This is a genomic window from Actinomycetota bacterium (assembly GCA_035765775.1).
Taxonomy (GTDB): Bacteria; Actinomycetota; CADDZG01; order JAHWKV01; family JAOPZY01; genus DASTWV01.
Window position 1 is genome coordinate 58882 of the sequence record DASTWV010000042.1, and the last position, 10457, is coordinate 69338.

The following is a 10457-nucleotide window of genomic DNA, read 5'->3' on the forward strand; positions in this document are numbered from 1 at the left end:
CGCGGGTGCGCGCACCGGTGGCTGGCCCCGGCAGCGAGGTGCCGCGGTCATGCAGGCAAAGACTGGGGGGTCGTACGAGGCAATACGCGGTGGTTTGAACCCCGCATCGATCAGGAGGCGCCGACGCGGGCGGCGCTGGGGGTGCCGTCGAGGTCCGTGGTGAGCTCGGAGCTGCGGTCGTGGATGTGGCCCGGCCGGTCCCGGAGGAACCCGGCGGAGCGGCCCGAGCGCACGGCGATCACCTCCGACATGATTGCCCACGCCACCTCCTCAGGGCCCTCGGCCCCGATGTCGAGGCCGGATGGGGCATAGATCTTGGCGAGGTCGGCCTCGGAGGGCTGGACGCCTTCCTTGGCGAGGTCGGTCAGCACGCTGTCCAAGCGCTTGCGGGGCCCGAGCGACCCGATGTAGGCGACAGCGGTGCCCAGGTAGGAGCGGATGTAGTCCTTGTCCCGAAGGTAGTTGTGGCTCATCACCAGGACGAAGGTGCGGTGATCGGCGCCCGTGACCGAGGCGGCCTCCTCCGGCCGGCTCAGAGGCACGAAGCCTTCCGCCTCGGGGAAGCGGTCCTTGGTGAGGAAGCGGTCGCGGTCGTCCACGACGATGGGCCGCCAGCCGAGCTGGGCGGCGAAGCGCACCACCGGGATGGCGTCGTGGCCGGCGCCACACACCAGCAGGCGGGGGCTGGGCTCCAACACCTCGACGAAGGCGGTGAACGTGGCGTCGCCGATGGCGATCGGGCGCTTGATCGAGGCGCCGGTGGCCAGCGCCTCGGCGGCGGCCACCACGGCGGCCTCGTCGGCGGCGGTGCTGCCCAGCGAGCGCTCGCTCCGCCCGTCGGGGTGGACGAGGATCCGGCCCCCGTGCTCGACCCCTTCGGCGGTGCCGGCATCGATGACGGTGACCACGGCCAGATCCCGTTCCTCACTGAGCGCCCGGCGCAGGTCGGCGGTCACCTCGACCGCCTTCTCGGCCGGCTCGACAAAGAGCTCGACGGCACCGTTGCAGCCGAGACCCCAGCCCCAGACCGCCTCGTCGTCGGCGGTGAGATCGAAGTCCACCATGGTGGCCTTGCCATTGCCCATCACCCGGCGGGCCACCTCCTGCACATCGCCTTCCAGGCAGCCGCCTGAGATGTTGCCCACCATGTCGCCGGACTCCGGCACCAGCAGGCGGGCACCCGGGCGCCGGTAGGTGGATCCCCGGACGGCCACGATGGTGGCGAGTGCCATCTTCTCCCCCCGACCGGCGAGGGTCTCGATGGCTTCCAGGACGTCGGCGATTTCGCTGCTCATGTGTGCGGCTCCCTCGTTACCCGGCCCTCACCCCGCCATCGGGTGGGCCTTGCCGCGGTCCTACGCCGGGACGGCAAGGTAGCTGGCAGGGTCTTTTTCAAACTTCTTCTTGCATGCCGGGCAGCAGAAGTAGAAGGTCTGCCCGTCGTGCTCCGTCGTGAAGCGGGCGGTGGCGATGTCCACGAGCATCTCGCACACGGGGTCCACCGCCTCGCCCAGCTCGGCGACCCGCTCTGCGGGCGCCATCTCGGCGTCGGGCGCCATCTCGGCGTCGGGCGGCGCCGTATGGGCAAAGGTGACCAGCGCACGGTTGGCGGCCACGAACTGCACCAGCTCGGCCAGCACACCGACCGCGATCTCGTCATGGCGCAGGCTGCCGAGGTCCAGCCCGGCGGGCGCCTTCATCCGGGTGAGCTGCTCTGGGCTGTAGCCCACGTCGCTCAGCCACTCCATCACCGACTTGCCCCGCTTGCGGGAGGCGATCAGACCGATGTATGCCGCCGGTGACGCCAGGGCCTTGTCGACGGCCAGCTCGTCGTACTGGCCTTGTGTGGCCACTACCACCAGCGAGCCTTCGTTGACTCCGGCGAGTTCCAGATCCAGGGTGGTGACCACACGGCCCGCCTCCGGGTGGGCCTCGGGGTCACCCTTGTCATCCACCACGACGGTGCGCCAACCCAGGGTGTTGGCCATCCGGGTCAGGGTCCCCACCAGGGGCGTGCGGCCGATGACCACGAGGTGCGGCTTGGGCAGCACCGGCTGCACGAACAGCTCGATGGCCCCCTCGCTCTGGCACTGCATGGGGACGAGGCTGATGCCGTCGCCCTCCCGGGCCTTCAGCTCCTCGGGAGAGCCGAGGAGTACCACCCGGGCCTCACCGGACTCGATGGCCTTCCGGGACTCCCGGATGACCACTGCCTCGGAGCACGCCCCGGACAACCAGCCGCGGACCTTGCCGGCGGCGGTGACGATGGCCTGGTTGCCCGGCTGTGCCGAGGAGGGGGCCCGACGCCACACCACGGTGGCCAGAGCGAAGGGCTCGCCCCGTCGGGACAACTCCTGGCGCAACTCGAGAAGATCCTCAGCCATCATCACCGCCGCCTAACTTGGTCAACTGTTGTAGCTATTCACAACGATGCTGCGTACTGCGGTATTCCGACGTCGCCGGCTTAGGTGCCGGGCAGCGGCGGGGTGCCAGGCACGTCGTGCTTGTAGTGCATGGCTTCCCACACACGGCTCGACAGGCACGGCATGTCGATGTTGCGGACCCCGAGGTGGGCGATGGCGTCGACCACGGCGTTCACGAAGGCGGCGGGGCCACCCACGCAGCCGCACTCCCCGATGCCCTTGCACCCGATCGGGTGGTGAGGCGACGGGGTGACGACCTCGTACAGCTCGAAGTGCGGGGTCTCCCAGGCGGTCGGGATCATGTAGTCCATGTAGTTGGCCCCGATGCAGTTGCCCTGGGAGTCGAACGTGATCATCTGGTGGTACGCCATGGCGAACGCCTCGGCGAGACCGCCGTGCAGCTGCGCCTCCACGATCATCGGGTTGATGCGGACGCCGCAGTCGTCAACGCCGATGAACTTGAGGACATCCCACTCCCCGGTGTCGGGGTCGACCTCGACCGTGGTGATGTACACGTCGAACGGCCAGGTCATGTTGGGCGGGTCGTAGTACGCGTTGTTCTCCAGGCCGGGCTCGAGGCCGTCGGGCATGTTGGTGTAGGCCGCGAAGGCGCAGTCCTGGATGGTGACGCCGCGGTTGGGGGCGGAGCGCACGTAGAAGCGCCCGAGCTCCCACTCCACGTCTTCCTCGGATACCTCGAGGAGGTGGGCGGCGAGCTTCTTGGCCTTGGCCCGCACCTTGCGGGAGACCATGGCAGTGGCGGCGCCGGCGGTCGGGGTGGACCGGGAGGCGTAGGTGCCCATGCCGAACGGCGTGTTGTCGGTGTCGCCGTGCTGGACCAGGATGTCGTCCGCCGGGATCCCCAGCTCGTGGGTCACGATCTGAGCGAAGGTGGTCTCGTGGCCCTGACCCTGCGTCTTGGAACCGATCTTCAGGACGGCCTTGCCGGAGGGGTGAACCCGCAGCTCGGCGGAGTCGAACATCTTGATGCCGATGATGTCGTACTCACGGGAGTTGCCGGCGCCCAGCGGCTCCGACATCGTCGAGATGCCGATGCCCAGGAGGCGGCCCTGGCTGCGAGCCTGCTTCTGGCGCTCGAGGAAGCCGTAGTAGTCGATCTTCTCCAGGCCCAGGTCCAGGCACTTGTCGTAGTCACCGGAGTCCAGCAGGAACCCGAACGTGGTGCGGTGCGGGAACTCCCGGACGAAGTTGACCCGGCGGAACTCGGCCTGGTCCATGCCGATCTCGTAGGCGCAGGTCTGCATGAAGCGCTCCTGGAACAGCATCGACTCGGTGATCCGGAACGAGCACCGGTAGGCGACACCCCCGGGAGCCTTGTTGGTGTAGTGGCCCTGGGCGGTCATGTAGCCGTAGGGGATGTCGTAGCAGCCGAAGATCGAGTGGAACAGGCCGATCTTGAACTTGGTCGGCTGGGCGTCCGAGAAGAACCCACCGTTGTCGGTGTCGGCGTGGATGCGCACCGCCTGGATCTTGCCGTCCTTGCGGATGGCGGCGTCGCAGTGGAAGTAGATGTCCCGGGCGAACGACGACGAGATAAGGTTGCCGGTCTTGTCCTCGATCCACTTCACCGGCCTGGTGAGAAGGATGGAGGCCAGGATGGCGATGACGTAGCTGGGGTACACCGGCACCTTGTTGCCGAAACCGCCGCCGAGGTCGGGGGCGATGACCCGGATCATGTGCTCGGGAAGCTCGGCCACCAGGGCGACAGCCGTGCGGATGATGTGCGGCGCCTGGGTGGTCAGGTAGATGGTCAGCTTGCCCGTGGCGGAGTTGTAGTCGCTGATGATCGCGTTGCACTCGATCGGGCAGGCGTGGGTGCGGGGGTAGTAGATGTCCTGCGAGACGATCTGCAGGTTCGGGTCGGCGAACACCCGCTCGGTGTTCTCCTTGTCTCCCACTTCCCAGGTGTAGCAGATGTTGTTGGTCTGGCCTGCCTTGTCGTCCCGGATGATCGGGGCGCCGGGGGCGAGGGCCTGCTGCGGGTTCACGATCGGGGGAAGCGGGTCGTACTCGACCGTGATCGCCTCGCATGCGTCCTTGGCGATGTAGGGGTCGTCGGCCACAACGCAGGCGATCTCCTGGCCCTGGAAGCGCACCTTGTCCGTCACCAGGACGGCCTGGGTGTCGTAGCTCAGAGTCGGCATCCACGCCAGGTTGTGCTGGGCAGCCATCTCACCGGTGACGACCAGGTGCACACCCGGCGTCATCCATGCCTTTGAGGTGTCCAGTGAGGTAATCCGTGCGTGCGCGATGGGCGCCCGCAGGGTCTCCATGTGGAGCATGCCGGGGAGCTTGAAGTCGTCGATGTAGTTGCCCTTGCCCCGGATGAAGCGCGCATCCTCGACCCGCTTGCGGCTGGCGCCGAGGCCACCGATCTGGATCTCGTCTAATGCCATAGCTTGTCTCCTTCTCCCTCAGTACTAGCGGATCGGCGCCGCGCCCCGGGCGGATACCCCGGACGTTGCCATCTTCTTCGCAGCCCACTTCACAGCCTTCACGATGTTCACGTAGCCGGTGCACCGGCAGTTGTTGCCGGACAGCGCCCAGCGGATCTCCTCTTCGGTCGGGTTCGGGTTCTCGTCCAGGAACGCCGTGGCGGTCATCATCATGCCGGGGGTGCAGAACCCGCACTGCAGCCCGTGCTCCTCGTGGAAGCCCTCCTGCACCGGGGACAGCTCGCTGGGCGAGCCGAGGCCCTCGACCGTGATGATCTCGTGGCCGTCGGCCTGCACGCCGAGGACGGTGCAGGACTTCACCGGGACGCCGTCAAACAGAACGGTGCAGCAACCACAGCTGGTGGTGTCGCAGCCGAAGTGCGTTCCGGTGAGCCCGCACACCTCCCGCAGGAAGTGGACGAGCAGCAGGCGGGGCTCGATCTCCGCCTCCCTGGGCTCTTCGTTGACAGTGACAACTACATTTCTGAACTCTGGCACGCTTACCTCCTCTTCACATTCCTAGATGGACCTACGCCGCCCGGATGCCTGCGGCCGCGCGCAGCGAACGGCGGACGAAGACCTCGACCATGGTTCGCTTGTACTCCTCGCTCCCGCGGTGGTCGCTGCGGGGCGACGCGGCGGCGGAGGCGGCCCGAGCGGCCGCTTCGATGGTTCCCTCGTTCAGCGTGCCGCCCATGACGGCGCGCTCGGCGTCGTAGCACTTCAGGTTGGACGGCGCCACACCCGTGAGGGCGATGCCGCAGTGGCTGACCGAGCCGCCGGCGATGTTCAGCGCGACGCCCACCGCGACGGTGGCGAAGTCGCCCACCTTGCGCTCGATCTTGTGGTACTCGCCGTAGTTGGTCGAGCCCGGGATCCGGGCCTCGACTGCGATCTCGTGGGACTGCAGGCTGTTGGAGAACGGCCCGGTGGTGAACTGCTCGATCGGGATGACGCGCTCGCCATCGACGCTCCGCGCCACGATCTCGCCGCCGAGGCACATCATCACGGACACCCAGTCACCCTGGGGGTCCGAGTGGCAGCAGTTGCCGACCAGGGTGCCGCGGTTGCGGACCACCGGGTCGGAGATCGTCGGGCACGCTGAGCTCATCAGCGGGTGACGGGAACGGACCAGGTCCGACCGGACGATGGCGCGGTTGCGGGCCAGAGCGCCGATGCGCAGGTAGCCGCCGGCCTCTTCGATGTAGTCCAGGCCTTCGATGTTGTTGATGTCGACGATGGTCCCCGGGCTGGCGAAGCGGAGCTTCATCAGCGGGATCAGGCTCATGCCACCGGACAGGACCTTGGCGTCGTCCCGGTAGTAGGCCATCATCTGGCAGGCCTCATCGATGGTTCTCGGTGCCTCGTAATGGAACCGTGAGGGATACAAACGGACCTCCTTTGCCGCTGTGAGGGTGCCGGAGCGATTCGGTGCCGCCACCCTTCCTGGATTGGTTGCCCTTCCTAGACCAGCCTGCTGACTACGAGAGGTACCGACCGCCTCGCCGGCGAGGTGCGGCCGGTTCGCCACCCTCTTCGGCGGGGGGTGCCGCAGCAGCTGCAGCCTTGGCGGCAGCCCGGCCAGCCGGGGTGTCGGTGTAGGTGATGCCACCGACGGTGTCGTCCGCCTGCAGGTTCCGGGGGCGGGCGCTCGAGGGGAGCCGCTTCTCGGGCACAGCAACCGGGATTTCCTCGGGAGCCGGGTCGGGACGGGGCACCTGGTGGGGCGGCCACGGGCCGGGAACGGGCTGGCCCGCGATCTTCAGCATGTCGACAACCTCAGGCCATGCCCAAATTGTGGGGCTGGTGGGGTCTTTGTTCACCTTCGGCGCACCTTCGATCAACTCGAAAATACGCGGGTTACCTCTACCTTCAGCCACTGAGACACCACCCCTTTCCGTTTGCTGCACCTGAACCTAGGAACCTTTGCCGCGACAGAACCGACGGATAGCTCATCAGGGTGGGCCGTGTGGACGGGCATCGGCTCCTGGGGTGTGCAACGAACGGAGCCCGAGGCGGACGGCCAGAGCCAGTGCAGGCGCGAGAGGAGGAGCCGACCCGCCTCCCGTATGGGGCACGCTACGTGGCGCGCTCCCAGCACAACCCAGGCGGCGATCAGGCATTGAAACGAGTGAGTGCTGCAGGTCGACCAGGCAACCCGACCATACGGACAACTGTTTCCCCCACCGGATCCGGTTGACCCCCAACCCGGTTGCTCACATAGATTCTACGTGTTTCTCGGCGAAACGGACAGCGAAACTGTACGCCCGCACGCTGCCCCTAGTCAACTCTGATTAGTCACCCGCTGAGGAACTAGACAAGTGCTCGAGCCGTACTGGATGCCAAGCGTTGACGAATGCGGACCCGCTGAACGAGCCGCCGCGCACGACCGGCCGCGAATGTCCCGCATGCGCTATCGGGACGAGCGCGAGCGGGTGGCTACCGTCCTTGTTCCCTGCGCCCGGCAGGGTCGGCACTCTGCTTGTGGACGTCGGCATCGTGGGAGAGCATCAGCTTTTTCGTGAGGTTGGACTCGTAGTCGCCGATCCATTCCTTCTCCCAGTGCTGAACAAACTGCTCCTCGTTGCAGATGGGCTCGTAGACGGCGTTGAGCTCGGTGGCGATGCCGTTGCGGATCGAGCGGGTACCGCCCTGTGCGGGCACCAGGAAATAGGCGATGAACAGCTTCCATTGGGACCCGGCACGCTCCACCCAGCACGGCGACGCCGGATGCTTGAAGGGCAGGCCCTCCTCGATGAAATTGTCGGTGTGCCCCACGTAGACGACCGCGTAGGTGTCTTTGTTGGCGTCCGGCTTGTACATGATGGCGTAGACACCGGGGGCGTCGATGGGGTTCCATCCCCCGAGCGTGTACGGGCCTTCGAAGGAGTAGCCAGCCAGACTGCCAAGTCGGATCATTTGCGCCCTCCGGCGGGATAGACAAGGGATCGACGGATTGCTACCTGTCCCCTGTAGGTCTTCCCCCATTCTGGACCAGTCATGCTCCTTATGCACCGCCGGGTGCACCGCCGGGTGCGCCGCCACCCTTTGGGGAACCCCCGTGGAGAACCCCAGCCGGCGGGCGCCCGGTCCGCTTTCCCGTACACATAACCGGGGACATGAGAGTCTGGATGGGGGGTCACTGCACCGGAGCAAGGGCCGCGCACGGCCGAATCACTGCCGGATAAGGAGTGGATCGATGAGCGAGGAGACCGACGCAGCGCCGGAGGTAGGCGGCGCTGGGGCTGCACAAGCTGCACCGGCGGAGGGCGCAGCGCAGGAGATGCCCAGCCTGGAGGAGGTGCTGGCCCGCAAGGGAGCCCTCGAGGCCAGGATGGAGGAACTGCGGGCGGCCACCGAGGCCGAGGTCCTCAAGGCCTGGACGTCGCCGTGGCGGGGCGCCGATGCGGTGCGGGCCAAGGTGGATGCCCGCCTGGCGTCCAACGGGGAGTTCCGCACCGCCCTGACCAAGGCGCGGGAACTGACGGTGTTGGAGGCACAGCTCGATCCCAACTACGTGGATGCCAACGCCGGCCGCCAGGCGGGCGGGCACCCAGCGATCGGCCGGTAGCGCGGCGACGTGCCTCTGACGGGGCGTTCCGTACCCGGCCGGGGCCCTTTGGGCCCAGTCGGGCCCCGTTGGGCCCTTACGGGAACCCGTCCTCCGGCTCGATGTCCTCCTCGCTCTCCGCCTCCACGCGGGTGACCTCCCAGCGGGGAAGGTCGGCCTTCTCCACCGCGATGGCGAAGTTCTCCTTTGCTTTGGCGATGGCCCGGTCACGGTCCTCGGCGTAGACCAGGAAGGTGGCGTGGTAGGCGTTCGTGCCCATGCCGCCGGCCGAGCCCTTCATCGTGGCAACGACGTCGGCCAGCTCCACAACCTGCTCCATGGAGATGACCTGGTCGCCCGAAGCCTCTACGCCCACACTCCAGGCGATTTCAAACCCGCTCACGGCCGCGCCTCCTTTCTTGCCGAGTGTCCTTGCCGAGGTTTTTAGCCGAGCTTCGGCAAGACCAGCGCCAGCTTCTCCAGGCTGGCAAGGTCGTGGCCGGACAGCAGTTCGTCGATGTAGGGCTTGGCGATCAGCATGGCCACCGAGCGGGCCTGAAACTCCTCCTCGTCGCCCTTCAGCGGGTTCATCCAGATCAGCTTGTGGCACAGGCGGCTGAGCAGTTCCATGGACTCGGCCAGCACCTCGGGGTCACCCCGGTCCAGGCCGTCGGAGCAGATCACCACGATGGCGCCCCGGCACATCCCCCGCTTGCCCCAGTTCTTGACGAAGGCCTGGATGGCATCGCCGATGCGGGTGCCGCCCTCCCAGTCGAAGACCGCCTTGGAGGCGGAGTCGAAGGCGACGTCGGGATCCCGCTTCTGCATCTCGGTGGTGATCCGGGTGAGGCGGGTGCCGAAGCAGAACACCTCGACCAGCTTGGCTGACTGCGTGGTGCCCACCGAGGCCCGGGCGGCGGCGTAGCCGAAGTGCATGAGCGCCCGGGAGTAGTCGGCCATCGAGCCCGAGATGTCCAGGATCAGGATGACCTTCCGGCGCCGCACCCGGCGCTCGCGCTGGTGCAGGTCCACGAACTCGCCGTTGCGCCGCATGGCCGACCGGATGGTGCGCCGGAGGTCGGGCCGGGGTCCCCGGTCGTCGGCGACCGTGCGGCGGGTGCGGCGTTTGGGCGGCAGGAACTTGAACTTCTGCATCAGCTTGCGGAGGGCGGCCTTCTCCTCGTCCGTCATCTCGGTGAACCGCTTGTGGCGGAGGACCTCCATGTTCGAGCCCATGAGGCCGGTGGGGGCGTCGAACTGCTTCTCCTGGCCCTGCTCGGGGGCATTCAGCACCTCGAACTCGGTCTCGGCCTCCGGATCCAGGTGGACCTTCAGCTTGATGAGCTGCTGCAGCGGCCCGTTGTTCGCCAGGAAATAGGAGCGGAAGACCCTGTCGTAGATGACCAGGTCCGGTTGCTTGGTGATCATGGTGGCCCGGCCGGCGTGGTAGAGGTCCATGAGCTCGGTCGGGTCCAGCATGCACATCGAGTCGCAGTAGCCCAGGACCGAGCCGGTCCCAATAACCAGACCCTCGTCGCGCAGGGCCCGGCCGAAGCCGACCAGCACCGACATGAGGCCCGCGTCCTTGGCCATTACCCGATCACCTGCGGGAGGTTGTTGCGGACCAGCTCGATGTCATCGCGCACCTTGAGGACGGACCCGAGCGTGGCCGTCGTCACATTAGGGTCCAGGCGATCAGCTCCCAGGACGTCCAGCGCTCGCGCCCAGTCCAGGGTCTCGGCCACACCCGGGCGCTTCTGCAGGTCCATCTTGCGGAGGTTCTGCACCGCCTTGGAGACCTGGCGGGCGAGCTCTTCGGGGATCTCGGGGGCCCGGGCCCGCACGATCTCGACCTCCCGGTCCAGCTTCGGGTAGTCGATCCAGTGAAACAGGCAGCGGCGCTTCAGGGCGTCGTGCAGCTCCCGGGTGCGGTTGGAGGTCAGGATGACGACGGGGGGCTTCTTGCACTTGATGGTGCCCAGCTCGGGGATGGTGACCTGGAAGTCGGAGAGCACCTCGAGGAGGAAG

At 67.2% G+C, this 10457-nt stretch carries 11 protein-coding genes; 1 reads left to right on the plus strand and 10 read right to left on the minus strand.

Going from position 1 to position 10457, the window contains the following annotated elements:
* Positions 1-110: 110 nt before the first annotated feature.
* The 7 genes from VFW71_09310 to VFW71_09340 form a co-directional block, all read right to left on the minus strand.
* On the minus strand, positions 111-1295 hold the full coding sequence (locus tag VFW71_09310; protein HEU5002961.1) for an XdhC family protein: 1185 nt from the start codon (positions 1293-1295) through the stop codon (positions 111-113).
* A gap of 60 nt (positions 1296-1355) precedes the next feature.
* Positions 1356-2387 (minus strand): XdhC family protein, encoded by a 1032-nt coding sequence (locus tag VFW71_09315; GenBank protein ID HEU5002962.1) that lies wholly within the window; start codon positions 2385-2387, stop codon positions 1356-1358.
* A gap of 77 nt (positions 2388-2464) precedes the next feature.
* Positions 2465-4840 carry an aerobic carbon-monoxide dehydrogenase large subunit gene (locus VFW71_09320; protein HEU5002963.1) on the minus strand — a complete coding sequence of 792 codons (2376 nt, stop codon included), beginning with the start codon at positions 4838-4840 and terminating at the stop codon, positions 2465-2467.
* A 24-nt stretch (positions 4841-4864) separates the two neighbouring features.
* Positions 4865-5377, minus strand: a complete 513-nt coding sequence (locus VFW71_09325; GenBank protein HEU5002964.1) for a (2Fe-2S)-binding protein — start codon at positions 5375-5377, stop codon at positions 4865-4867.
* Between the two features lie 31 nt (positions 5378-5408).
* The gene (locus VFW71_09330) at positions 5409-6320 is read right to left on the minus strand and encodes a xanthine dehydrogenase family protein subunit M (GenBank protein ID HEU5002965.1); all 912 of its coding nucleotides are present in this window, start codon (positions 6318-6320) and stop codon (positions 5409-5411) included.
* A gap of 40 nt (positions 6321-6360) precedes the next feature.
* Positions 6361-6648 carry a hypothetical protein gene (locus tag VFW71_09335; GenBank protein ID HEU5002966.1) on the minus strand — a complete coding sequence of 96 codons (288 nt, stop codon included), beginning with the start codon at positions 6646-6648 and terminating at the stop codon, positions 6361-6363.
* Between the two features lie 670 nt (positions 6649-7318).
* Entirely contained in the window at positions 7319-7798 is a 480-nt protein-coding gene (locus VFW71_09340) for a hypothetical protein (GenBank protein HEU5002967.1), read from the minus strand.
* Between the two features lie 280 nt (positions 7799-8078).
* Between VFW71_09340 and VFW71_09345 the strand changes: the two genes are divergently transcribed.
* Positions 8079-8450, plus strand: coding sequence for a hypothetical protein (locus tag VFW71_09345; protein HEU5002968.1), 372 nt, complete (start codon positions 8079-8081; stop codon positions 8448-8450).
* Between the two features lie 76 nt (positions 8451-8526).
* Here VFW71_09345 and VFW71_09350 read toward each other — a convergent pair whose 3' ends face one another.
* The 3 genes from VFW71_09350 to VFW71_09360 form a co-directional block, all read right to left on the minus strand.
* Positions 8527-8832 (minus strand): hypothetical protein, encoded by a 306-nt coding sequence (locus tag VFW71_09350; protein ID HEU5002969.1) that lies wholly within the window; start codon positions 8830-8832, stop codon positions 8527-8529.
* Positions 8833-8873: 41 nt separating this feature from the next.
* Positions 8874-10022, minus strand: coding sequence for a VWA domain-containing protein (locus VFW71_09355; protein ID HEU5002970.1), 1149 nt, complete (start codon positions 10020-10022; stop codon positions 8874-8876).
* Positions 10022-10457: MoxR family ATPase (locus tag VFW71_09360; GenBank protein HEU5002971.1), on the minus strand; the 436-nt coding region annotated here is incomplete at its 5' end. The genes VFW71_09360 and VFW71_09355, both read right to left, overlap by 1 nt.